The sequence below is a fragment of the Paenibacillus sp. FSL H8-0280 genome (genome assembly GCF_045040665.1).
Taxonomy (GTDB): Bacteria; Bacillota; Bacilli; order Paenibacillales; family Paenibacillaceae; genus Paenibacillus; species Paenibacillus xylanexedens_A.
The window spans coordinates 682,296-706,530 of sequence record NZ_CP150296.1 but is presented as its reverse complement, the minus strand read 5'-3'; the positions used below and the strand labels follow the sequence as shown (position 1 = coordinate 706,530).

Annotated in this window: 24 protein-coding genes and 1 rRNA gene; 3 read left to right on the top strand and 22 right to left on the bottom strand. The window is 45.7% G+C overall.

Going from position 1 to position 24,235, the window contains the following annotated elements; translation table 11 throughout:
• Positions 1 to 13: 13 nt before the first annotated feature.
• Positions 14 to 586, bottom strand: coding sequence for a GNAT family N-acetyltransferase (locus MHI12_RS03310; protein ID WP_074093373.1), 573 nt, complete (start codon positions 584 to 586; stop codon positions 14 to 16).
• Between the two features lie 199 nt (positions 587 to 785).
• Positions 786 to 1,082 (bottom strand): hypothetical protein, encoded by a 297-nt coding sequence (locus MHI12_RS03305; protein ID WP_036614170.1) that lies wholly within the window; start codon positions 1,080 to 1,082, stop codon positions 786 to 788.
• A gap of 185 nt (positions 1,083 to 1,267) precedes the next feature.
• Between MHI12_RS03305 and MHI12_RS03300 the strand changes: the two genes are divergently transcribed.
• Positions 1,268 to 1,765, top strand: coding sequence for a GAF domain-containing protein (locus tag MHI12_RS03300; protein ID WP_036614172.1), 498 nt, complete (start codon positions 1,268 to 1,270; stop codon positions 1,763 to 1,765).
• A gap of 151 nt (positions 1,766 to 1,916) precedes the next feature.
• Here MHI12_RS03300 and MHI12_RS03295 read toward each other — a convergent pair whose 3' ends face one another.
• From MHI12_RS03295 to MHI12_RS03265, 7 genes are all read right to left on the bottom strand, one after another.
• Complete coding sequence (locus MHI12_RS03295; RefSeq protein WP_405171516.1) at positions 1,917 to 2,729, bottom strand: TipAS antibiotic-recognition domain-containing protein; 813 nt, start codon at positions 2,727 to 2,729, stop codon at positions 1,917 to 1,919.
• A 559-nt stretch (positions 2,730 to 3,288) separates the two neighbouring features.
• Positions 3,289 to 4,713 carry an aldehyde dehydrogenase family protein gene (locus MHI12_RS03290; protein WP_405171515.1) on the bottom strand — a complete coding sequence of 475 codons (1,425 nt, stop codon included), beginning with the start codon at positions 4,711 to 4,713 and terminating at the stop codon, positions 3,289 to 3,291.
• A 243-nt stretch (positions 4,714 to 4,956) separates the two neighbouring features.
• Positions 4,957 to 5,379 carry a universal stress protein gene (locus tag MHI12_RS03285; RefSeq protein ID WP_405171514.1) on the bottom strand — a complete coding sequence of 141 codons (423 nt, stop codon included), beginning with the start codon at positions 5,377 to 5,379 and terminating at the stop codon, positions 4,957 to 4,959.
• 18 nt (positions 5,380 to 5,397) lie between these two features.
• Positions 5,398 to 6,618: an MFS transporter gene (locus MHI12_RS03280; protein ID WP_062837652.1), complete on the bottom strand. Its 1,221-nt coding sequence runs from the start codon at positions 6,616 to 6,618 to the stop codon at positions 5,398 to 5,400.
• A gap of 229 nt (positions 6,619 to 6,847) precedes the next feature.
• Positions 6,848 to 7,300 (bottom strand): MerR family transcriptional regulator, encoded by a 453-nt coding sequence (locus MHI12_RS03275; RefSeq protein WP_405171513.1) that lies wholly within the window; start codon positions 7,298 to 7,300, stop codon positions 6,848 to 6,850.
• A gap of 190 nt (positions 7,301 to 7,490) precedes the next feature.
• Entirely contained in the window at positions 7,491 to 7,853 is a 363-nt protein-coding gene (locus MHI12_RS03270) for an SdpI family protein (RefSeq protein ID WP_405171512.1), read from the bottom strand.
• 205 nt (positions 7,854 to 8,058) lie between these two features.
• Positions 8,059 to 10,422 (bottom strand): heavy metal translocating P-type ATPase, encoded by a 2,364-nt coding sequence (locus MHI12_RS03265; protein ID WP_405171511.1) that lies wholly within the window; start codon positions 10,420 to 10,422, stop codon positions 8,059 to 8,061.
• Positions 10,423 to 10,649: 227 nt separating this feature from the next.
• Between MHI12_RS03265 and MHI12_RS03260 the strand changes: the two genes are divergently transcribed.
• Positions 10,650 to 11,021, top strand: a complete 372-nt coding sequence (locus tag MHI12_RS03260) for an ArsR/SmtB family transcription factor (protein ID WP_405171510.1) — start codon at positions 10,650 to 10,652, stop codon at positions 11,019 to 11,021.
• A 150-nt stretch (positions 11,022 to 11,171) separates the two neighbouring features.
• Here the strand turns inward: MHI12_RS03260 and MHI12_RS03255 are convergent, their stop codons facing one another.
• From MHI12_RS03255 to MHI12_RS03205, 11 genes are all read right to left on the bottom strand, one after another.
• Positions 11,172 to 12,332: an AI-2E family transporter gene (locus MHI12_RS03255; protein WP_036614215.1), complete on the bottom strand. Its 1,161-nt coding sequence runs from the start codon at positions 12,330 to 12,332 to the stop codon at positions 11,172 to 11,174.
• A 317-nt stretch (positions 12,333 to 12,649) separates the two neighbouring features.
• Complete coding sequence (locus tag MHI12_RS03250; RefSeq protein WP_051449565.1) at positions 12,650 to 13,684, bottom strand: LLM class flavin-dependent oxidoreductase; 1,035 nt, start codon at positions 13,682 to 13,684, stop codon at positions 12,650 to 12,652.
• 159 nt (positions 13,685 to 13,843) lie between these two features.
• Positions 13,844 to 14,155: an ArsR/SmtB family transcription factor gene (locus tag MHI12_RS03245; RefSeq protein ID WP_405171509.1), complete on the bottom strand. Its 312-nt coding sequence runs from the start codon at positions 14,153 to 14,155 to the stop codon at positions 13,844 to 13,846.
• Between the two features lie 114 nt (positions 14,156 to 14,269).
• The gene (locus MHI12_RS03240; protein ID WP_405171508.1) at positions 14,270 to 14,851 is read right to left on the bottom strand and encodes an NAD(P)H-dependent oxidoreductase; all 582 of its coding nucleotides are present in this window, start codon (positions 14,849 to 14,851) and stop codon (positions 14,270 to 14,272) included.
• Positions 14,852 to 15,019: 168 nt separating this feature from the next.
• Positions 15,020 to 15,442: a MarR family winged helix-turn-helix transcriptional regulator gene (locus tag MHI12_RS03235; RefSeq protein ID WP_405171507.1), complete on the bottom strand. Its 423-nt coding sequence runs from the start codon at positions 15,440 to 15,442 to the stop codon at positions 15,020 to 15,022.
• 194 nt (positions 15,443 to 15,636) lie between these two features.
• Positions 15,637 to 16,314: an NAD(P)H-dependent oxidoreductase gene (locus MHI12_RS03230; RefSeq protein ID WP_405171506.1), complete on the bottom strand. Its 678-nt coding sequence runs from the start codon at positions 16,312 to 16,314 to the stop codon at positions 15,637 to 15,639.
• A gap of 211 nt (positions 16,315 to 16,525) precedes the next feature.
• Positions 16,526 to 18,271: a methyl-accepting chemotaxis protein gene (locus MHI12_RS03225; RefSeq protein WP_405171505.1), complete on the bottom strand. Its 1,746-nt coding sequence runs from the start codon at positions 18,269 to 18,271 to the stop codon at positions 16,526 to 16,528.
• A gap of 195 nt (positions 18,272 to 18,466) precedes the next feature.
• Positions 18,467 to 18,925: a DUF523 domain-containing protein gene (locus MHI12_RS03220; protein WP_405171504.1), complete on the bottom strand. Its 459-nt coding sequence runs from the start codon at positions 18,923 to 18,925 to the stop codon at positions 18,467 to 18,469.
• Between the two features lie 57 nt (positions 18,926 to 18,982).
• Complete coding sequence (locus MHI12_RS03215) at positions 18,983 to 20,260, bottom strand: hypothetical protein (RefSeq protein ID WP_405171503.1); 1,278 nt, start codon at positions 20,258 to 20,260, stop codon at positions 18,983 to 18,985.
• A complete protein-coding gene (locus tag MHI12_RS03210) occupies positions 20,257 to 20,835 on the bottom strand; it encodes an RNA polymerase sigma factor (RefSeq protein WP_405171502.1) in 579 nt (192 codons plus the stop codon). Before MHI12_RS03210 ends, MHI12_RS03215 begins: the two co-directional genes overlap by 4 nt.
• A 230-nt stretch (positions 20,836 to 21,065) precedes the next feature.
• Complete coding sequence (locus tag MHI12_RS03205) at positions 21,066 to 21,800, bottom strand: class I SAM-dependent methyltransferase (protein ID WP_405171501.1); 735 nt, start codon at positions 21,798 to 21,800, stop codon at positions 21,066 to 21,068.
• A gap of 162 nt (positions 21,801 to 21,962) precedes the next feature.
• On the opposite strand from MHI12_RS03205, the gene MHI12_RS03200 reads away from it, so the two are divergent.
• Positions 21,963 to 23,318: an MATE family efflux transporter gene (locus tag MHI12_RS03200; protein ID WP_405171500.1), complete on the top strand. Its 1,356-nt coding sequence runs from the start codon at positions 21,963 to 21,965 to the stop codon at positions 23,316 to 23,318.
• A 155-nt stretch (positions 23,319 to 23,473) separates the two neighbouring features.
• Here the strand turns inward: MHI12_RS03200 and MHI12_RS03195 are convergent, their stop codons facing one another.
• Together MHI12_RS03195 and rrf are read right to left on the bottom strand one after the other, a co-directional pair.
• Positions 23,474 to 23,827 (bottom strand): FlxA-like family protein, encoded by a 354-nt coding sequence (locus tag MHI12_RS03195; RefSeq protein ID WP_341006005.1) that lies wholly within the window; start codon positions 23,825 to 23,827, stop codon positions 23,474 to 23,476.
• A gap of 280 nt (positions 23,828 to 24,107) precedes the next feature.
• Positions 24,108 to 24,224, bottom strand: a 5S ribosomal RNA gene (gene rrf / locus MHI12_RS03190).
• Positions 24,225 to 24,235 lie beyond the last annotated feature (11 nt).

The window sequence follows — 24,235 nt, the reverse complement described above, 5'->3', positions numbered from 1 at the left end:
TTCTTTGTCTCTTTTATTTAGCTTTCTTGCGAAGGAACTCATCATACAACATCGAATACATCACCATATCTTTATAACCGGTGGACGTATGTTGCACCTGTCGCAGCAGCCCTTCCCGCGTGAAGCCCCGGTTTGTCAGGAACTCGCCGGAAGCCAGATTACGCGGATCAACCAGCGCTTCAATTCGATTAAGACCCATGGTCTCATATCCAAAGGGCAGCAATGCGGAGAAAGCCTCCGTCATATAACCGTGGCGCCAATAATCACGTCCCAGCTCATAACCGATCTCACCCCGGAATGCGCCTTCAAGCTGCCATGTGTTAAAGCCACAGCTGCCGATGAGCTTACCTGTCTCTTTGAGTTCAATCCCCCACCGGATCGCATCCTCTTCTCCTGCCATTTGGTTGAGCAGTCCAATCATGTCCGCCGCTTCGCTTGTCCCAATCATGGGTGCAAGATTCATGTAACGGGTCACCTCGCGATCTGACCAGCATGCGAACATCTGAGCCGCATCCCGGCGACGCATTTTACGCAGACGAAGCCGCGCAGTCTCCATTTCGGGAATTCTTCCTTTGCATTTATACATATAAAGACACTCCGATCCGATCTATCTCCGCAGACCATAATATTCACTAGTCATCTAATCATAACCTGCGCCGAATGGCAACTATTCAGTCATGCACACACGTCAAAAAACCGGGCCAATTTCGCTCCCGGTCTTGTTGTACGTATGGATCCATTCAAGTTTGAGTGAATTACGGAATCATGGCTTGTCCAAATGAATTTTAAGCTTTGGACGTTTTCTTGCCCTTCCCCAGTAATTCATCGCTAACCCGGCCAAACACAGCCGTGATTTCCTTGAATTCTTCGATGCCAGTCCCGGTTAGGCTCCATTGGTCCCCGTGGGCGGTCAGGAAGTTCTCCTGTGTCAGGTGTTCAAGCTCCTGCTTGATCTCCCGCTCTCCAACGCGATATCCCCGTTCTTCCAATAGGGGCAGTGCCTCGCTAACGTTCAAATCCTGATTTTGCGCGAAATATAGTAGATGAATCCGTACAAAAAGATTCTGTACCTCTGCATGCATAAGCCAAGCTCCTTCCCGGGTTGTAGCCCTCCGTGGTTGCTAAGTAATTACCCCACGCAAGAAGCTGAGAAACAGGAGGATTCTTCAGGTATTCCCTTCCCTTTCCGAAATCCTCCGCTTGACTAACCGCATCCTCTGCACTATCTTGAAAATAAGTACCATTTTGCTCGGGAGGGTGATTTACCATGTTTCAAGCTGTTTCCTATGAAGGAACACGAAGTGAGCAGCACACCGCCGTCCTGGGACAGTTAAGTGCTCTGATCCGCGATGAACCTAGTGCGATTGCCAATCTGGCGAACGCTGCTGCGCTGCTCAATGTATTTATGACCGACACCAATTGGGTCGGCTTCTATCTGTATGATGGAAAAGAACTGGTCCTCGGTCCATTCCAAGGACTGCCTGCTTGTATCCGAATTCCACTGGGACGTGGTGTATGCGGCACATCTGCTGCGGAAAAACGTACCCTGGTCGTTGACGATGTTCATGCCTTCCCAGGCCACATTGCCTGTGATGCAGCATCGAACAGCGAGATCGTCGTACCTATTATCAAAAACGGCGAACTGTACGGGGTGCTGGATATCGACAGCCCGATCAAAAACCGTTTTGACGACGAAGACCGCGTCTTCCTGGAGAAAGCCGTAAGCCTGCTCACAGAGCAGTTGGAAGCGACCATACCCCTTTAAGAAATGACGAATAAGGTGATCGGAGTCTCATCACACACGATGATGAAGAACCCGTAATAACAAAGAGCGCAGTCCTCTCAGAGGTCTGCGCTCTTTGTTATCCATTATGATTCACACCCATGTTCTTGCTCGCCCATGTTACTTTATGCATCTAGGATAAATCATGTTCCGCTTTAATCATCATCCCATCCCGCAGGAATTCAGCCAGCCTCGGGTGGTAACCATCATACATCTGACGGAAATTTTTATGCTCTACATACAGATTGGCCAAATCCCGATAGATCTCAGCTGTGGGTGTATAATAACCTTTGATCCATTCAAGATGCCTGCCAATAATCTGTTGTACTTTCGCACTACCGGGCTCCAATCCATCCTCAATGGCCTGTTGCAAGTCCAGATGAACTTGATCAATTTTCGCCTGGGAATCCAGATAATCTTCTTTTGACTTCAACTCCTGCTTTTCAGGTAATCTGGATGAATTGGAAGATTGGATGTCGGACCTCTGAGCATCGTCTGTCTGCACATGGTTCATATCACTAGTGACTACAGCTTCAGAACCCGATTCATTCAGCAACTGGTGACGCCCCTTATTTACAAAACCGATATAAAGATCATGTTCATCAATTTCCTGTTCACCTTGCAAATGAGAGATCGTTTTGTCCAGTGTCTGAATCAATCCATGCAGACGGATTGCCTTCTCCAGAATATCAATGCGATGTTGCTTCATGATGCGTATGACATCCTGAGGATTATCCCGGAGCATCGGGGCAATCTCATTCTCCTTCATACCTACTTCCTTACAGAAAAGGATTTGCTGGAGTCTCAACAATTCCTGCTTTTCATAATAGATGTCCTCATCTATATCCCCAAAAGCCGGATTCAGAAGACCTGTCTCCGCATACTGGCTCAGTTCGTTCAGACTTACGCCTGACATTCCCGATACGTCAACCATGGAATATGCCATTTGAATACACCTCCTGCCTGTCCTGCAACTCCAGAGTTCAGGCTTAATTCATACTGCATTGTATTTGAATAATGAGAGAATATAAGACTTTCGGCAATGTTGTACCGCTTCATTCCGCTCGTGCTCTGGATGGGTACATCATGCTTCGGTGATATGAGCGGCATTTGGTCAGTTATGTTGCGGTATGTTAACTATGTTATACCCGTCTCATCAGATGTGAACCCGCAGTCAGTGAAGAATTCGCATGTATTTTTTTGATATATAAGTTCAACCAAATAATATTAACACTGGACACTCGATGACAGAATAACCTTCCGATCACTGTTATCCCCAGTTTTTTTTGATTCCCTTTTTAAAGGGAAAAATCCGGTGATAAAGGCGAACACTTCGTTTCTTCTGGTTATTTCTGTCCTCTCCTTTATCAGTGTAAATATTTTGTTGAACTTATATAATTTCTATGATCTCCTATAAAAAAAACCTGTGCCATTATTCTGGCACAGGCGTGTGTGGTTATGTTTTCATTGGCATACGGTATATTGAGTAAAAGAATGGAAGAGAATCACCCTTTATTAAACATGACAAACTTTAATTCCGTCATTTCCTCTACAGCATATTTTACACCTTCACGTCCGATACCACTCTGTTTCACCCCACCATAGGGCATGTGATCCACTCGGAACGTCGGAATATCATTAATCATAACTCCGCCTGCTTCGATCTGATCGACAGCATGGAGGGCGGTATGGATATCGTTTGTAAATACGCCTGCCTGAAGCCCGTATATCGAATCGTTAACATGTTCAATACCCTCTTCAACGGAATCTACCGTATTGATCACAACGATGGGTGCAAACACTTCCTGACAGGATACCTTGGCATCACGCGGAACGTTAATCAGTACCGTTGGACGCAGAACGCCTCCTTCAGCTTGACCACCTGCTGCTACTTCAGCCCCGGCCTGTTTGGCTTCTTCAATCCAGTCGAGTGTACGCTGTACATCCTTGGAGGTAATTAGCGCAGAGACCACCGTATCCGGGCTCAGCGGGTCTCCGACCACTACTTGTTTAGCCGCTTCTGCGAAACGCTGGATGAATTCTTCCGAGATGTCACGATGTACGTAGATTCGCTGTAGCGAGATACATACCTGTCCCTGATACGTGAAAGCTCCCGTCACACATCGAGGAACCACTTTGTCCAGATCTGCGTCCTTATCCACGATTACCGCTGCATTCGACCCAAGCTCCAGTGTCACGCGTTTGAGTCCTGCTTTGCTACGAATGCTCGTTCCTACCGCTGGACTGCCTGTAAACGTAATATGAGCAACATGAGGGTGCTCCACAAGCACATCACCAATCGTTTTACCATCACCGCTCACCACATTCAGTGCACCATCCGGCAATCCGGCTTCCTGAAGCAGATTAGCAATGTAATAGGAAGACAGAGGCGTCTGCTCCGCAGGTTTGAGAACAATCGTATTGCCCGCTGCCAGCGCTGGACCTACCTTGTGGGCTACCAGATTCATTGGAAAATTAAACGGCGTTATGGCTCCAATGACGCCTAGAGGTTGCCGCATCGTATAACCGATACGCCCTTCCCCACCTTTGGCTGCATCCATCGGAACCGTCTCTCCGGTCAGTCGCTTGGCTTCTTCAGCGGCAAAACGATACGTTTCCACCGTCCGGTAGACCTCGGCCAGTGCTGCGGTAATCGGCTTCGCCGCTTCAAGCGCTATGATTCGCGCTGCTTCTTCCTTGCGTTCTTCGAGCATGGAGGACAACTTGTACAGAATATCTGCACGCTGATGTGCAGGCATCTGGCGCATTGCCTTCCCAGCTTGAACCGCAGCTGCAACAGCAGCCTCCGCTTCCTCGGCTGAAGCCGAAGAGACTTCTGCCAGCATTTCCCCGGAGTATGGTGCTTGAAGTGTTTTATAATCTACGGATTCGGTCGGTTTGCCACCGATAAACAGATGTTGTTTTTTCATATGCTGCATCCTCCATCCTTTTAGAGCCTATTGAACTTAAGAATGTTACACTGCCACTTTTCAATGACAGAATAATCTTCCAATCGCTGTCTCATGTAAAAGTTCAGTTCAATTTATATAATCTATTTATACACTATTTCCGTGCCATCAACCCACTACGGTGTTCGGCAATCATAGCTTGTAACGCACCTGATAAGCCATAGTGGCGATCTTGAGCTATTGCATTATAAAGGACATCACAACCTATTTAACCGTCAGGACGGGGCATTCTGCATGTTTTAACACACCATGACTGACGCTGCCCACGATCATCTCTGCGAGCATACCTTTCCCAGCCGCGCCCATCACGATCATTCCACAATCTCGTTCACGCACCACACGGCAGATCTCATTAACGGGATCACCTGCAATCAACAGCGTTTCATATGCAACGTCACGCCCGGACAACTGATTAGTCACTGGTTCTATAATATGTTGCCCTTCTTCGGCAATCCGAGCTTCCAGATCAACACCCAATGCAGGTTCATTAATGGAGATGGCAGGATTAACATGCACGATCAACAGACTTGCGGGTTGTTTCATATCTTCAGCCAGGATCAGTGCTTGCTCCAAAGCTTTATGCGCATGTTCCGAACCATCAACAGCAACCAGTATATGTTTCAGCATTGCAATTCCTCCTGTGAATTAATGAGATGTAATAGCGGAATCGATATCCCGCAGATGATGACGGCGTACCAGCAGTACCACGACACCAATCAGAACCATTAATGCGCCAAAATAAAACGGTGTTTCTGGCAGGAACCACTCGGACAATTTACCCGCAAGCCATGGAGCAAGTGCACCACCTAGGAAACGAACGAAGCTGTATGCAGCAGAAGCAACAGAACGCTCCACAGGTGCAGCTTCCATAACAGCCGTTGTAATCAATGTGTTGTTAATTCCAAGGAAAATCCCGGCTACAATGACCGCCACAATAACGGTAGTTGGTGAACCCATCACCGTACCTACTGCCATAACAACTAGATCAATCGCGAACAATGTAAGCATGACACTCATGGACGGAACCGATCCGAATCGGCGTTGCAATCTTGGTGCGACGAATACAGACGTAATCGCCAGCATCAGTCCCCAGCCAAAGAATACGTAACCCAGGCCGTGCTCATCCAGATTCATGACATATGGTGAATAAGCCATCAAGGTAAAGAAACCAAAGTTATACAGGAAAGCGGTAATCGCTAATGTTTTCAATGAAGGATAACTTAATGCTTTGAACGGATCAGACAAAGAACTGCGTGTTTTCGGTTTGGCCATTTTGGGCAGCATAAATGTAATGCTGATAAAGGCAATCGCCATCAGAACAGCCACCCCATAGAACGGGCCACGCCAAGAGATGGAACCTAGCTCACCACCAAGCAGCGGACCAACCGCAATCCCGAGACCAAGCGCTGCTTCGTACAAAATAATCGCTTTGGCTGTCCCTGACGTGGACAGTCCCACAATGGCAGATAATGCCGTTGCGATGAACAAGGCATTACCAAGCCCCCAACCGCCACGGTAACCAACCAGTGCACCTACCGTGTCTGAAGTACCGCCGAGGAATGAGAAGATAATAATCAGCAATATACCGCTGAGCAACGTCCACTTCACACCAATGCGGCTGGATACGACCCCTGTAATCAGCATCGCTACCCCGGTTACAGCGTTATAACTCGTAAATAACAGTGACACTTGGCTTTTCGAAGCATGCAGCTGATCTGCAATCGCGGGCAGAATTGGGTCAACCAGACCCAGACCCATAAAGGATATGATACATGCAAAGGCGACCGCCCATACCGCTCTGGGTTGAGACAGTAAGCCCCCACGTGATGACGGCAATTCGTCCGGTAATGATGGCTCTCTTTTCATACGTAATTCCTCCTGTGAATAATTTATGTGGTGAAACTTTACATTTGAAAACGACCGTGAAAACGATGAAAAAAATGCGTTCATTTTCATGAATAGAGGTAACAAAACGGCACAAATGACACCGGAACATCCGGTGTTTGTACAGGATCGCCACAGGTACTATCGTGCTCACTCCATGTAGCGATATGTGTATACAGTTTTGTTTATTAAATATTAGATGCTAATTGGGTTAGCCGTCTTCATCACCCTGCGGATCATGTGCCTGTAACTTCTGAATACCACTCCGAACGCGTTCACGCAGCTCTTCCAGTTCAGCCTGTACGGCATGTATGCTCTGAAGTTTCTGCTCAATCAGTTGCAGCTGACCATACAGCGTTGTTTCCATCGTGGTAAGCTTCTCGATCCGTTCTCTCACTTCGGTCGTCTGCTGGTAGTCAAAACGTTGTTCGTTCAAGGCATCTGCCGTTGCCACATAGGTATGTAACTCCTGAAGGGAGAATCCAAGTACCTCTTTGGCGCGAACCACCTTCTTCAGATAATCGATATCCTCCCGAGTGTACAACCGCGTCCCGCCATCTGTCCGCTGAGGTGAAGGCATGACACCGATCTCTTCATAATACCGAATGGTTCGCTTGGTCAAACCACATTCCTTGGCTACGTCGTCGATTTTATATAAACTCATTTCCCTCACCTCTTCCATATGTCTATAATGTTATGTACATAATTATATATAATATTAACGTTAACGTCAACGTTAGATTTTATATATAAAGTCTTAGCGAGTTGAACATCGACTTCCATTCTCTATCTTCAACAAAAAAAGACCCGCTTCACACGCGAGTCTTCCTCTCTAAACTGTTTATCATTTTACCTTAAACATTCTGCTCATTCTGTTGCTGTTGCTGTTGAGCACGTTGCATTTGCTTCAGACGGCCTTCCACTCTGGTAAACAGTCTAAACGTATAGAACCCTGTAGCAACCAGACTCAGCACCAAAGCTCGTACATCTGTAAGCCAGAAACCGATAATGCCGAATATCGTGATAATCACACCAAATTGCATCATCAGATTGGCACTATAACTTTGCGCTTCGTCCCACAACTCGGGATTACTCATTGCACGCGGGGTCCGATACCCATATATTCCGTTGATCATTTTCGGTGGTTTTTTGAACACCATGAACCCCAGAATGAAATAACACACTCCAATAATGATCCCAACTACTGCTCCTGCCAAAACGTTCTCTCCTTCACTGTTGTCTTCCATAGACCTGCTTACACTGAGACTACGGTGACAAAATAACCTGCGATGGTAGCTTCGCTTCTTCAGGTTATCTCTGTGCTCTCCGTTCTCGTGTAAATGTCTAGTTAGACTTATCTACATAAAAATATAAAAACGGCTCTACGTATATACGAAGAGCCGCCTGGATCGTTTCGTAAACTTAGATATTCTTCACACGAAGTACACGCATGGCGTTCAAGACAGCCAGCACCGTGACACCGACATCCGAGAATACCGCTTCCCACATGGTAGCTATGCCGAACACACCGAGTAGCAGGAAGATCGCTTTAACCCCCAAAGCAAACGCGATATTTTGCCACACGATCATTCGAGTGCGCTTTGCAATGCGGATTGCGCTCGCAAGTTTTGACGGTTCATCTGTCATGATGACCACATCTGCCGCTTCAATCGCGGCATCTGAACCGAGTCCACCCATCGCCACGCCCACATCGGCGCGTGCCAGCACAGGTGTATCGTTAATACCGTCACCGACAAACACCATTTTCTCCTTCGGAGATTTGCCAGCTTCCAGTTGCTCCAGTCGTTCGACTTTATCCTGTGGCAGCAATTCAGCATAGACCTCATCCACACCCAGCTCACGTCCCACCGCATCACCTACGGCTTTGGCATCACCTGTCAGCATGACCGTTTTGCGGATGCCTAGCTTCTTCAGCGCCTGAATGGCCGCGGCTGCATCATCCTTCACTTCATCAGCAATAATTAGATGACCAACATATCCCCCAGCCTCAGCAACGTGGACTATCGTTCCTACCGTCTCTGGTGTGCTATACGAAATACCTGCCTGCTCCATTAATTTGGCGTTGCCTGCCAGCACTTCCCGACCATCTACACTCACCTTGATCCCATGTCCGGCAACTTCATCATAACCTTCCACACCTTGCGTAGGAATGGTTTTGGCCCAAGCTGCGCGAATGGATTCGGCAATCGGATGATTGGAATTGGCTTCCGCAATGGCTGCCAGCTTCATCAGTTCATCTTCCGTACGTCCAACTTCGGGACGAATGGCTGTTACTTTGAATACACCTTTGGTTAGTGTACCCGTTTTATCAAAAACAACGACTTTCACATCGTTCAACGCTTCAAGGTAGTTACTGCCTTTAACGAGAATCCCGTTACGTGAAGCCGCTCCGATACCACCAAAGAATCCAAGTGGAATAGAGACCACCAGCGCACAAGGACATGAGATAACCAGAAAGACCAATGCACGATAGATCCAATCGGCAAATGTTGCACCACTAAGTATCAACGGCGGAACAAATGCAATCACGGCTGCAAGGATAACAACAACCGGGGTGTAATAACGAGCAAATTTACTAATAAAATGCTCTGTTTTCGCTTTTCGGCTGCTCGCGTTCTGCACCAGGTCCAAAATTTTGGATACCGTTGATTCACCAAACGTTTTAGTCACTTCAATCGTCAACATACCATTTTTGTTCACAAATCCACTCAGTACATCACTTCCGGGCTCCAGCTCACGAGGTACCGATTCACCTGTCAGAGCAGAAGTGTCCACCATGGAACGCCCAGCTCTAACGATACCATCCAGCGGTACTCTCTCTCCTGCTTTCACGACAATACGATCACCAATCCGTACATCTTCCGGAGATACACGTCGGGTCTCGTCACCCGAACCCGTCAGGATATTCGCGTAGTCCGGGCGAATGTCCATCAGTGACTGAATCGACTTGCGTGACCGATTAACCGCCATGCCCTGAAACAGCTCCCCGAGCTGATAAAAGAGCATGACCGCTACCCCTTCCGGATACTCTCCAATGGCAAAAGCACCCAAGGTAGCGACGGACATCAGGAAGTATTCATCGAATACCTGACCGCGGATGATGTTTTTGGACGCCTGGAGCACGATATCTCCCCCGGCAATCAGATATGCGAGCGCATAGAGAGTAAACTGTGCCCAGCCCTCCAGCGGCGACCAGATTGCAGCTGCGAGCAACACAGAACCTGCAGCAAGACGAGCAAGCAACACTTTTGTCTGTCCTGCACCATGTTCATGCGAGTGGCCTGCATGGGCATCATCATGGGTATGGCTGTGATCGGTATGGCTGTGATCATGTCCAGCATGACTCCCGTGCTCATGTGTATGATCATGTGCGTGGCCCTGCGAATGTCCATGATCATGAGTATGCGAGTGTTTGCCATGTGAATGTGAATGTCCATGATTATGTCCGGCATGGTCATGACTGTGGTTATGCGCACCAGCTGCACTCCCTGTATGGGTGTGCACATGTCCGTTCACGTGTTTTCCTTTTTCCGAAATGCGAATATGAGGCTCCAGCCGAAGCACTTTGCGCTTTGCTTCTTCCACTACCTGTTCATCCATGTCGGAAGTGGTGTGTAGCGATAATGTTTTGGTAACAAAATTGACAGAGCATTCGTTAATGCCCTTAATTTTTTTGACGCCATTCTCAATCTTTAATGCGCAGTTCGCACAATCCAGTCCATCAAGCAGCAGTTCCCTTCTCACCTGTTCCTGTCCGGTTCCCATGTGAATTCTCCCCTTTGCAGTACAAAACCGATGTTATATTTCAATTGTATTCAATATATGAGCACTCATTCATATGTTTGGTTACCCCTATTATATGCACGCCTAAACATGAGTGTCAACAATCGTTGTTGATTTTTCATACAGATTATGCTAATAGTAATCATTTCGCTTTAGGCGGGTTTTGGATATAATAGAGCTATAGTTGTTAACATAGGCGGTGATAGGAAATGGAACAACCGGTTAAAGCACCAAGCGAATGTGATGCAGCCTGCTCAGGTACTGAAGCCGACGTGCAGACGATTCGTACTTCACTCATAGATCGGGAGACGTCTTCCGAGATGGCAGATTGGTTCAAGGCATTCAGCGACCCCACACGTCTACGTATTATTGATGCGCTGTTACAGAAGGAATTATGTGTTCATGACCTGACGGTTCTGCTCGACATGGGACAGTCGGCCATTTCACACCAGTTGCGTTCACTCCGCAACATGCGGATTGTCAAGCGGCGCAAGGAAGGCAAGACCGTGTACTACTCTCTGGATGATGTTCATATTGAGCAGATTTTCCTGCAAACGCTCCAACATATTAAACACAGCTAGGCAGCAGCCAAGCTTGTTCATGAAGAAGAACCCCCGCCTCTCGGCTGTATGCCGATGGACGGGGGTTCTTCTAGGAAGGGTACCGTTTTATACAGGATACAAAGTGACTAAATCTTCTGATTAACTATTTCTTGGAGCTTGCCACTTCGGTTATAAAAGATTGTTCTTGTTTGGGTCGTACAGGCCCGATCTGTCCTTAAACCAGTTGAAGATATGTGATACACATACTTTCAGCACCGCGTACCCTGGAACAGCGAGCAGAATGCCCACGACTCCAAACAGATTACCCGAAGTCAGAATGACAAAGATAATCGTGATGGGATGAATCTTCAGCGTTTTGCCCATGATCTGTGGCGAGATGAATTTACCCTCGATTAACTGCACGATTGTCCATACGGCAACCATCTTCAGCAGCATCACCGGCGAAGTAACCAGGGCCACGATCAACGCAGGTGTAATCGCAATTGCTGGTCCCAGATACGGAACAACACTCGTGAACGATGCGATAATTGCAAGAATCAGTGCATAATCCAGGCCAATGACCATATAACCGATGTAGAGCAGAATACCGATGCAGAAGCTGACGATAATCTGTCCACGAATGAATGAACTGATCTGGTGATTGATGTCTTCCAGCACATGCATTGCACCTGTACGGCTCTTGATCGGCAGGAAAGACAAAATTTTCGCTGGCAGCTTCTTGCCGTCTTTCAGCAGATAGAACAGAATGAACGGAACCGTTACGATGGATAGCACGGTCTCAGTGAAAGCTCCGAGGAATCCGCCCAATTTGGTCCAGGTCGAGTTCAGAATTTCAGTAGCCTTTTGGGAAATTGTTCCCCACCAGTCCTGCGAATTCAGATTCACCGTCTCCTGGAACTGACCGAACAATTTACTGCCCGTAAGCTCCTCAAACTGCTGTTTTACCGTCTCACTGTACGTTGGAAAGTTTTCAATTAGTCCTACAATCTGGTTACGCACAACCGGAATGACCGCCAATACTACGACTGTCAGAATGCCTCCAATTGCAAGATACAGGATCAGAATGGACCAGCCACGCTTGATTTTCCACCTTTCCATCACATCCACAATCGGATTTAGCAGATAATAGAGTATGCCTGACAGAATAATAGGTAGCACAATGGTTTTGATGAGTACTGCGAGCGGATGAAGAACAAAGGATACTTTGGTCAGAACCATCACGTTCAGTCCCACCAACAGCAAAATTAGCAGAAATAGCACAAACTTGTTGTTAAGAAAAAATCGCTTGAACCGCTCCGGCCAAACGCGGGGTTGCTCAGGTTGCTCCATAGGCGTGTCGTCCTCTCTTATGACCCTTAATCAAAACTAAACTATTAAGCTAGATAAATGCCCCTTGCATCTGAAAAAAATAAAATACCTTGTACAAGCCAACATATGTATAACACTCTGGATTTATACGTATGGTGCTGATTAACCGTTTCAAATTAAACCGGTAAAGTCATTTTACCCCAAAATGAGTCTTCTGCCCCACACCAATCATTTGCAAATTCTCCCTATTCAAAAACGGCTCGCCTCACTGAGAGACGAACCGTAAATTTATAGCTATACCCTACCATCAAGCCAGCTTTAACGCTGAAAAATGAAGATTAAGCTTTTCCCGCCAATTGTGCGATTAACTCATAGGAATGCAGACGTGCCTTATGATCATAGATCATCGACGTAATAATCAGCTCATCTGCCTGCGTCTGCCGAATGAAAGACTCCAACTGTCCACGTACGGTTTCTGGTGAACCATTAACAGCTGCCTTCAGCGTCTGCTCCACACCAGCTTTCTCACGATCCGTCCATTTGCCTTCCATCTCTGCCGGAGGCTGTACCAATCCCGTTGTGCCGCGAATAATGTTCAGGAACTGCTGTTGCATCGTTGTACCCAGCCATGCGGCTTCCTCGTCTGTATCCGCAACAACTGCGTTAACACCAACAATCACATGTGGCTCCTTCAAGCTATCAGATGGTTGGAAGTTGTTTCGATACGTTTCCAGTGCAATCCGGGTGTAATCGGGCGAGAAGTGGCTGGCAAAAGCAAACGGTAATCCCAGCTGACCTGCCAGACGTGCACTGAAATCACTGGACCCCAAGAGGTAAATTGGAATATTCAATCCTTCTCCAGGAACTGCGCGAACAGGCGCATGATAAGATGTCGCCGAAGCATCAAAGTATGCTCTAAGTTCTGCCAAAAGCTCAGGGAAATCTTCCCCACTGTTCAGATCTTTGCGTAGTGCAAGCGATGTACGGCGGTCACTACCTGGTGCGCGACCCAGTCCCAGGTCAATTCTGCCAGGATACAAGGATTCCAGTGTGCCGAACTGCTCAGCGATGACAAGCGGTGCATGGTTAGGCAACATGATGCCTCCTGAACCTAGACGAATCGTTTTGGTTCCACCAGCCAGATATCCAATAACAACCGAAGTTGCGGATGAAGCAATACCCGGCATGTTGTGATGTTCAGCTACCCAGTAACGGTGATATCCCCAACGCTCTGCATGCTGTGCCAGATCGAGACTGTTGCGCAGTGCATCAGCGGGTGTTGCACCTACAACGACGGGAGCCAGATCCAGGATGGAAAGCTTAACGTCATTAATATGTTCTTTATGGGATGAAGCCGTATTTTCAGTAGTCATTATCGTTTAATCTCCTCGATGATTATATTTTTGTATATCCAGATATATAGATTAATTATATCGCAACTGGATATGGTAATGTGATGATAAACTAGCCGTTTACATCCGGACGGAATCCCTGCCTGCATATGCATCCTAGCTTCCGTTCCGGCATCCGGCTTATAACTCGTTCTGTACGTACTCGGCAAACTGACGGATCGTCTCCTCGTTGCGCCGATAATACGTCCATTGTCCTCTGCGCTCGGAGAGCAGCAACCCTGCCTTGAGCATGGTCAGCAGATAACTTGATATAACCGACTGAGCCAGTCCAGCCTTCAGTTGAATCGTGCCAACACAGATTCCGTTCTTGCCACCATCCGGATGCTGAGATAGTTCCAGCGGTGAAAAGTGTTGCTCCGGGTTTTTGAGCCACAACAAGATTTGTCTACGTGTCTCGTTCGATAATGCTTTGAATATAAGTATAGGTTCCATGGGTACGATTATACCCCCTTTCATCCATTTTGCAAACACATGAACAAACAAACCGACTCATGATCGAGTCGGTCTGGTATCATATGGAATCCGTATCTGGATTCAACATCCATATTAGAAATTGGTTGTAATCGTCTGTTTAACCTGATCCAACATGGCTTGATATGCGGGTGCATCCAGGTATCCAATACTTCCAAAAAGCAGATGATCTACGGCTTCAATGCCTACAAAATCGAAGATACCTACGTCTGAAGTTAATTTCAGTCCAGCTGTCATACCAATCTGATCATAAATTTCACTTGGTGTACCATGTGTATTGATGATGAGGCCTTTTTTGCCTGTCAGCAATTTCTCGATTCCCGCTTCACCTGCTGCGTACGCAAAACCATAGGCGAATACACGGTCAACATATCCTTTCATAATGGCAGGAAGACCTGTCCACCAGATCGGATAGATGAATGTAATAGCTTCTGCATTCGTAACAAACTCTTGCTCTGTAGCGATATCCTGTGGTGTCTGTCCTGCACGCATGGAAGCTGTGTCAGCTTCAGTCAGTACGGGTTGGAATCCAAGCTTGTACAAGTCACGAACGACTACTTCATGGCCTTGAGCTTCGAGAGCTTCTACAGCAGTATTGAGGATTGCGTTATTGAAGCTGTCTGTGTGCGGGTGAGCATATACGATAAGATGTTTCATAGTGATAATCCCTCCAGGTTTTGGTTTGAGTTAGGTTGCGAAAATAGGGTTACATTGATACGTTCCTGTATACATAGACATCTATGTATATGGGCAAAAAAATATTTGGGCTCCTCTGCCTCCATCCCAGTCAAATCTGGAAGGGTTGCAGACAGAAGAGTTCATTCATTATAACTTTCGGGCAATAATGGATAACAAGCTCTCCAATTGCTCCGACTGTTCATCGGACAAGCCACTATAGATGATGTCATTAATCTGCTCTGATACCTGATGAAAGATCGGTTCGAGTCGCTTCCCCTGTTCGGTTAGGCGAATCATCGTCACTCGGCTATCTTCGGCACTCTTGCTACGTTCAACATAGCCAAGCTTCTCTAGCTTGTTGACCAGTACCGTTACCGTTGGTTGCGTGCGTTGAATACGTTCAGCCAACATCTTGATCGACAACGTCTCTTCCCGGTACAAGAACATTAATACATCTCCATGAGAAGGTACAATCCCTGTTACCTCATGCTGTTCCAATTCGTGTACAATCCGTTTATTGACATGGTCTCTGATTCTTGCAATCAGTGCAATTGCGTTGTATTTAGGCATGACCTCATTATACATAGACATCTATGTATTTTCAAGTTCTTTTTTATAAAAAAGAAAAACAGCCCTTTCCATCCTGCTAACATGTGGAAAATATCGGGCTGTTTCGATTCTACTTTGATCCTGATCTATAATGTTAGATCTTAGCTAATCGTTTTTTGAATTCATGTTGGATTCATGTTGGATTCATGCTGAATTCAGTTAATCCATTGCGTGATTTTCTCAACGGATTGTCGGGACTTCTCACGCTGGGGCTCCTCTGCCCGATAACCGAAGGCTGCCATCATAGAGACGCCCCATGCGCCATCTTCCAGCAAGCCCTCTTCTTCCATAATACGGTGGACGCCCTCGCGGCTGAAACCTTCGATTGGACAAGAATCAATCTCGATCTGAGCTGCCGCCGTCATCATGTTGCCGAGTGCAATATAAGTTTGTTTAGATGCCCAGTCAAATAATGATCGTGGATTATCCAGAATCTTCTGGTTATTTTGAAACTTTCCATAAGCCTCACTTGTTAGCTCAAATACGTTATTCGGCATTCCCTTTGTTTCCTTCAGCATGTACTCCGCATAGGGAGAATTATAACTGGCATCGGACCGGGCCAAAATAACAACAAAATGGCTTGCTGTAGCCAATTGCTTTTGAGCGCCGGAAGAGACTTCGGACAGACGCTTACGCAGGTTCGGATTTTGTACAATCAGAAACTTCCACGGTTCAAGACCAATGGAACTTGGAGATAATCTGCCTGTCTCCAATATAAACTGGAAATCCTCATCCGAGATTTTGCGGGTATCATCAAATATCTTTGTTGCATGCCGGAAATGATACGCCTTTAAGATGTCTTCCTTTGTCTTTGACTTTGCTGTAACTTCCATGGAGCTCCACGTCCTTTTTATAACTTTTTTTATGTTGAACAATAATGTTTAAGTGGTTTCATCTCAAGTATTAGTTTAGGACCTATGTGCATAAATTAAAAGTACGCACATTATTGTTTCTTGGTTTATAAAAGTAAGTATTGGACGAAAGACAGCAATAACCCACTGGGCACTTACATGGCCTAGTGGATTATCTATAACTCTTTTCCTTTTAAATCTTGAAATCTTGAACCAGCTTATTCAGATTTAATGCGCTATCTTTCACTTGATCAGATTGTTTAACTACTTCCACAGATTGCGCAGCAGAGGCGACCATGTGTCCTGCGATTTCCTGACTGGATGCGGCGGATTGTTCACTCGCTGATGCAATCTCGTGAATGGAACCCACTAGTATTTTGATATTTGCAGTCACTTGTTGTGATGTTGCATTGAGATCTTTAACGGCATTGGCATGATCAAGGGAATCGACATAATACTGTTCAGCTGTATCCTCCAATAATTTATAATCTTTGCCAACCTGATTGAACATGAAGGATAGCAACTCTTTGGCATTCGAGGACAGATTGGTTACAGACTGCATAACTTCTTCCGTGACCTGCTTGATTTGATCGGCAGCCTGTCTGGAATCATCAGCCAACTTTCGAATCTCACTTGCTACAACCGCAAAACCTCTGCCTGCTTCTCCAGCTCTTGCAGCTTCAATGGATGCATTGAGTGCAAGCAGATTAGTCTGCGCTGTAACATCCAAAATAGACTGAGATAATATACCAATCTGATCTACAGCAGTTGCACGTTCCAGCGCTTCTGACATCTTCTTACTCGTATGATCAACCATGTCTATGGCTGCTCGGCTCGATTCGCGGGCTTCCTGCTTCAACTTTTCAGCCTTCGTGCTGGTCACATAGGCGGACTCTGCTTGTTTAGATGTCTGTTCCGATATATATTCAGCTCCCTGTTGCATCTCAGCAGCCGAATGATTCATATTTTCCGTATGGGCTGAAGCCTCTTCCATTGCAGCAGAGAGCTCTTCAACTGTAGCTGATACTTCACGAATCCGTTCATTCAGACCAGCCATGTTCTGGTTGGTAAGATCGCTAACCTGGTTGATATGATGAGATTCCTGAACTACACCACGAATGACATTTGTTGTGGAATCGCTCATTGTACGAATAGCTCGTGCGATGACACTTATCTCATTATTTCCCTGTGTTAGATGCGGATCTAAGGATGCCGTTAAGTTGCCTTGTGTTATTTCTTCACAATAACGGGTGATAGCTTTCATTCGTTGACGTATACTGCGAATCACTACAAATGAAATAAGAATGAGTGCTGCAAGTGAAAACAAAAGAACCGAACCGAGCACCAATGCTCGCTGCTGAATTACTTCCTGTGTATCCGCATAGAGCTTGGCTGACTCTTCTTCGTTATGCGCACTCAAAAGGGTGATCGTCTCCACAATCGCTGTACTGCTTTTGTTAATTCTTCCTCTCTCTTCACTATCGTAGGTGCCCGACATCTTTTTGGTATCCATGATTTGCTCAATATCCTGATAATATGTATCCATCTTTGCTGCCAAATCTGCAAATATCTCTTTTTCTTTGTTATCCAATGTTCTTGCTGAAAATTCATTCAAGCCATCCGTGATACTCTTCTTACCTTTCTGAACCTGATCGTACTGTTTGTCGGTATACTCTGCATTATCAAGAACCTTTGTATAATTGGCGCGCATATTATAGAAATTACTTTTCAATTCAAGAACATTGGTTTGATGCTGGAAGCGGTCATTGTAGAGGATACCTTGTCCCATTTTTGCTTCGTTCATTCCGAAAATCCCAATCAGAAAGACAGTAAACAAGCCGATTAGACTAATTACAGTCATGATGACCATCGTTGTTGTTAATTTTATATTTTTGAGTTTATTTCCTTTCTTATATTTTGGCTTAGACTGAATTGACATGATTATTCCCCCGCTTTATATAGTAGATAGCCTTATATATCTTATATCTATATCGTATGTATCCATATTGTTTGTTAGCATTTCAGGAAAATCGACTTTATTCATTTAATGAGAAAAGTAATGGGAGACAACAGAAAAGCCGCCAGGATATAATCCAGCGGCTTTTCTGTGAATATGAAACGATATCTATGCGACCTATAGTTGCTGCATCCATTCATTTTCAGAAATGACGGTATATCCTTCTTGTCGCAGCAATGCTGAGGTGACACCTTCTCCAGTTACCTTGTGATTGGCAAAATTCCCATCATAGATCATCTTTGTACCACAGGACGGACTAAACTCCTTCAGTACCACACACGATACATTCAATTCTCTCGCCCATTCGAGTGTCTTATAGGCTCCCTTGATATACAGCTCTGTGACGTCTTTGCCACTTTTCTCGATCACTTTTGCAGTGCCTGCTAGTACGTCCTTGCCCGTGCCACCGATAATTTCAGCCGGTTCCCGTGGAGTGGAGAATCCGCCAAGCAGCTCCGGACATACCATCTTCGCCTGCTCCTGCTCCACCAGCTCCTGAATCTTCTCATCCAGACTCGCTGTTCCATTGTAACGGCAAGCTACCCCCGCCAGACATGAACTCACCAAATATTTCATCGTTATCTCCTTATACTCATTCATCTATGAAGTAAATTGTAACATATAAGATCAGGCCTATAACTCGCCTCTGGTGATCATCTTGATCCGTCCATCTTCCCTGTATTCAACCTGAAAAACATCCGTGCTCGACTCCAGTTCAAATGTGACGACTCCCAATTGCTCAGCATTTCTGTGAAGTTTATAGGCGTCAAAATCAATGTTAAATATCTTTTTTACTATTGGTCCCACTTTTTCTCTAAGAAGAGACTCATCAATATTGTATAATTTCTCATGATAAGCCTCCATCTCTTCGATGTTGCCTATTTCTTGTTGCTCATAATAATTAGCATCCCCTACGGTATAACCCAAGCCCTCTTTTCCTTCGGTCATCTGCACAAAGTAGTTATCTTTAAAGGAAAAGGAGACTGTATCCTTGCCAAGTTCATCATCTTTGCTTCGGCTTGCTCTTACCAGATCAAGATTGGCTTTACCAGACAGAGCCTCAATCGCGTTTCTGGCATCCGCCAGCGCTGTCTGTGATATTTGATCAGGTCTAAGGTCGCCTGTGATCGAAACAGCCTTGTCCTGCTGCCATACAATCTCCCCATAACCATCGCCAGTCTCATTTTCTAACCATAATGTCGTATGTGATATCGGCTCCAATTCCCCTTGCTTCATACTCACAAAACGTTGGACTGATGCAGGTTTAAGCGTTGGAGTGCTGCCTATACTTTGCAAAAGCGATGGAACTTGACGCAGATAACGGTGTTCCAGCTCGCTTGGCTGCATCTCACGTCTCATTCCTACCTCACGCAGATTTCCTGTTGTCGCATCGAGCCATATCTGCGCATACTCCTTCTCGCTTTCATTTCCAGCCTCTACATATATTCTGCCGGACACAGGCAGGTCTTCCACTTTCGTAATCTTCAGCTGTTTACCCAGATCATCTCGCATCGTTGTCGCTACATTTCTTTTCATTTTGTCGGTTAGCAGATTCGTGTTCAGATCATCGGATAACTGTAACGCTGCTGTCGGATAGACCTGCTCGATCACGGGTTTTACCAGCTGTCCATCATCCCAGATCCATAGGAACAATCCAGCAGCAATAACCAATGCACCCGTACCGGCAACAAGAGGCCCTCTTCTAGGGCGACGCTTGTGTGACACGTTGCCTACTTGCGGCCTGGACAACCTAGATCTGCTCTCTGGCACATCTCCCTTGCTCCCCTCTTCCGACTTCTTCATCCACTCCACCTGTTGAAGCACCTTTCGCTTGTGATCCTCTGTAAAAGGAGACGACGCAAACGGTTCCTTCCGGATTTCCTTCTCCCATTGCTCATCCTTGTGTCTCATTTGCTTCGCTCCTCCCATTGTTTCCGTACCTTATCCTTACCTCGGGATAGTCTGGATTTTACTGTGCCTGAGCTGATTTTCAACATCTCAGCAATCTCACTCGTCGTAAGCTCATATTTCAGATTCAGCAAAAGAATCTCCCGGAACTTCTTGGGCAACGCCAGAACAATATCCCAGATTTCATGGATATGCTCCTTACGCATCACTTCCATCTCGGCCGAAGGATGTGCAGACTGCTCTGCAATCATGACTCTTTGGCTTGAACTCCCACGCTCTGTCTCAATGGGTAACGTCTCTCCCCACAGACTATTACGAAAAAATCTGGATTTTCGATATGTAAAAGTCGTGTTCCTAGTAATCGTCAACAGCCAGGTTTTCAGTGAGCAATCTCCACGATAATGAGTGATCCCCGAATACGCCCGAATAAATACCTCCTGTGACAATTCATCTGCCTGTTCGGCACTTTTGGTCAGAAAATAAGCGTAATTCCACACATCGTTTCCGTAGTCATCCATTATGCTGCTAAGTGTGTAATTGTCTATAGTCTGAGCCTGTGCCAGTAATTGATCATCCAACTGTTGTTCACCTCACTTAATATGACTGATTCTACTGTGGTTTGGTTCCCTGTTTTGGACATTATTTCTTATTATTGTAGCAAAATAAAAAAACAGCGTGTTCAACATCGCTGAACACACTGATTCCTTCAAGTTTACTTAGTTAGTAATCTCTATCAGAAAGCTTTTAGGCGAACGCTCCACTTCCACAGTTTCTTTCTGCCCTCTGGTCTAACATATCATTTTCATCGTTATACTTTCACAGCAGCAATCATCAGAAACATCGGTCTCCTATTCTCGTCTCTCATGCCTGGAACCTGTTCAATCATCTCTGGTGATGGTTTGGATTCAGCCACCTGTTGAATAGCAAACCCTGCCTTAATCAGTTCATTGAGATGTGTTGCCAGTGTGCGATGGTATTTGACTACATCCTGATTCAGAAAGTTCGCCACACGCTTCCCTTCATCGTGGTAATCATCCACGGGCCAGTGTAGGATCTCACCTTCGGGTCCGTAATGCCAATCCTGCGCAGCGCGAGCGGTGAAGATGGGATGTTCCGAGGATAGTACAAATGTGCCCCCTTCAATAAGACAATCATTGATCTTAGCGTACACCGTGTCTAACCGGTCAATATAATGCAAAGCCAGTGAACTGATCACAACGTCGAATTGTCCCGGTGCAAAATCAATATCTTCAATCGCCAGCTGCTTGTACTGGATCTGCGGGTCGTCCGTCATTTCACGAGCACGCTGAAGCATATTTTCAGACAGATCTACACCGATCACTGAACTCGCTTTTTGTTCACGCGCATACCGGCAATGCCACCCAAAACCACATCCCAAATCCAGCACACGCTTGTCCTTCAAATCAGGCAAAAGAGTCTGCAGTTCATGCCACTCCCCCGCTGCATCCAGCCCTTGAACGGAACGAGCCATCTTACTGTAGTTATTGAAAAATTCAGCTTCATCGTATTTATTTTGTTTCATCAAGAGATTCCTCCCGCCTTATAAATATCCACCTACTCTATCACATAAACGATATTTAAACGCAAAAGTTGCCAAGAGAATTCATGGCGTGTTATCATACAGAACGAACGTTCAGTATTATTAAATACAGAATGAACATTCAGTTTACTAACGGAGGTCATTATGAATACGAATTGGACGCATCCATTGGAAGGGCAATCTGTAGGTAAAGCTTTTATAAGTTACCTAGTGCCTTCTGTATTAGGGATGCTGGTAGTTGCTTTTAATTTTATTATCGACGGCATTATGGTTGGACACAAACTGGGTTCTACCGCGATGGCCGGAATCGGCATTGCCTCACCTGTCTACACACTATTTGTTGCCATGTCACTGTGGATTGGTATGGGCGGGGCGACCTTGTACTCCAACGCTATGGGTAGAAAAGATATCACATCAGCCAAACAAATTTTCACCAAATCCCTTATGCTGATTATGTTAGTTACGGTAGCCATTGGATATGTTGCATTTACATTCAAAGACAAGCTGGTATACTCCCTCGGTGCGAACGCCGAGACCTTCCCGTTTGCTTCGGACTATATGAATATCATGTTATTGTTCGGGTTCGTTTTCACCATTGAGAATGCACTCTCTATCTTTGTACGAAACGATGGGAATCCCAACACATCCATGTACGCTCAGATTACGTTTGCTGTAGCCAATATCATCATCAATTATATAACATTGTATGTACTCGAATGGGGTGTACGCGGTGTAGCCATCGGTACAATCATATCGGCATCTCTGGCGCTGCTTGTCCTGTTCACTCATTTTTTCAAAAAAACAAATAATCTCACGTCCACCCGGTTCAAATGGAACAACAAACTGCTGGCTTCCCTTCTACTCATTGGTTTCCCCAGCTTTCTGGCTGAACTTGGCATGTCGGTTTTCTCAGTCTCCCATAACATCTCTATGGACCGTATTGCAGGCACGGATGGCGTAGCATCCTTTACCGTGTTGAACTATATTCATGGTGTGGTACTGTTAGCGTTCCTGGGTCTGGCGTCTGCTGCCCAACCTCTGATCAGCTATTATCACGGTGCCAAACAGATTAAACGGGTACAACAAACGATACGTTTAGCTACCAAAACGGCCCTGGCATGCGGTCTACTATTACTGATTGTTGTTCAAATTGGTGCGCCTTATTTCGTGCAAATCTTTGGAAACTTCAGTAGTGGCGTAACGGATAATGCCGTTTACGGATTACGTATATTTACATTTGCCTATGTGTTTATGGGTGTTAACTTTGTCATGAGTACCTATTTCCAATCTGTAGGCAATGCCAAAATGGCCATCTGGATCACAGCTGCGCGTGAAATGATCATCATGATTGCGTTGATTGCGATCCTCCCTTCATTCTTTGGTGTCACGGGTGTGTGGCTTGCCGTACCGCTGTCTGAAATGCTGGTTCTCGCAACCATAGCCCTGTACTATAGAAAACGATCCCTTACGGATCGAATAAACGCGTTGCAGTCTGAATAACGTTAACAGATAATAACAGTAACAGATAGAAGATCAATAGAACGTAGATAAAATGCAGGTAGACCTCATAAAATAATCTAATAAACAAATTAACAAAGCCCTGCACGATCAATATAGATCGGTCAGGGGTTTGTTTTATCCTAAATTAGATGTCATTAGATGCGTATATCAAATCGGCCATTACTATCTGTTGTTGCGTTCGCAATCTCCTTAGGGGTAGCTACGCCCATTCCATTGGATGGTGGTTGGGCAGGTGGAGCCTCCTTCGTAGCAGTTGTACCGGCTCCTTGAGAGCTTTGCTGTGCAATCTGTGACTCAATCTGCTTGATTTGCTGTTCAAGCTGTTTGGTCTTTGTCTCCTTCGTCTTCTCATCGTCCTTGCTGGATTGTACTTTCTCCAGTTGTGCTTCGAGCTTCGTCTTTTGTTTCTCCAAGCTACTTGAATTGTCCGAACTCGAAGATGTCGATATGTATGATGTAGTGGAGCTGGCTGTAGAAGATATATTCATTATGATTTCCCCCCTCTTTACTTAGCTTCACTATAACCTATCCCACTGAAACGTACGTTAAATTCAACTGAAAGGTTGCTGAACGAGTTAAGAATCAAGCAGTCGATCATATGGAAGTATGTATATCAGCATTACTCCGTAGTACAATTATTAGTACTGAGAGTCTTCATATAGATGATTATATTGATGCTGTCTTATCTATATAGTTAGTTTGTTTCTCGGCAGAAAAATAGTAACACAAAAAAGACACACTCGATATCATCAAGTGTGTCTTCCTATTGCTTGGCGGCGTCCTACTCTCCCAGGACCCTGCGGTCCAAGTACCATCGGCGCTAGAGGGCTTAACGGTCGTGTTCGGGATGGGTACGTGTGGAACCCCTCCGCCATCGCCACCAAACGCATAGCTTA